Source organism: Microvirga tunisiensis, assembly GCF_009296175.1.
In the GTDB taxonomy this organism is placed as follows: Bacteria; Pseudomonadota; Alphaproteobacteria; order Rhizobiales; family Beijerinckiaceae; genus Microvirga; species Microvirga tunisiensis.
In genome coordinates this window covers 1-626 of record NZ_VOSK01000960.1, presented here as the reverse complement: position 1 = coordinate 626, position 626 = coordinate 1, and the positions used below count along the sequence as shown (strand labels likewise).

Sequence of the window (626 nt, the reverse complement as noted above, 5' to 3'; positions counted from 1 at the left end):
TCGGCTCGGGATGAAGACTCATGCCATCCTCCTCTTGCTGAATAGCCAACAGGGAATTCGCCGACAGTATCTACGAGATATCGGCGTTCCATTTCTGGTTCGGGCGTGTGGCTGAGAAGTCCTGCTCGAGCAGGTTGGGCGCGATCGGGAAGGCATGATGGCTGTCGGTGGTGCGCTTGAAGCGGCGCTTCTGCCGGGCTTTGAGCCCATTCTCCCGCATCAGCCGGGCGGTCCGACGGCGACCGACTTGCAGTCCCTCATTCTGCAGCTCGCGGGTCATGCGCGGACTGCCGTAGGTCTCATTGGAGAGGGTGAAGGCCGAGCGGATGTGGGCCGGCAGGACCAAGTCCTCCCGCTGGCGCGGGCTGGCTGGACGACTTCTCCAGGCAAAGTAGCCGCTCTGGCTGACGTCAAGAACCTGGCACAGGCGTGTGACGGGGAAGCTCTCTTTCGCCGCATCGATGAACTGAAACTTCATCGACTTCCCTCCTTGGCGAAAAAAGCCGTGGTGGGTTCAAGTGATGAGCGCAACAGCTTTGGCCAGCGTAGCTCCTGGCGTTTGAAAGCCAAGGGTTTTTCTTGGCCGAGTATTGAGCCTGAGCGCGATCGCATCCAAGTCGCTCTGG

General features: G+C 60.2%; 1 pseudogene. It reads right to left on the bottom strand.

Annotated elements, in window-relative coordinates:
- Positions 1 to 73: 73 nt before the first annotated feature.
- Positions 74 to 502 (bottom strand): annotated as a pseudogene (locus tag FS320_RS44735) (IS3 family transposase); the annotation flags it as partial.
- Positions 503 to 626 lie beyond the last annotated feature (124 nt).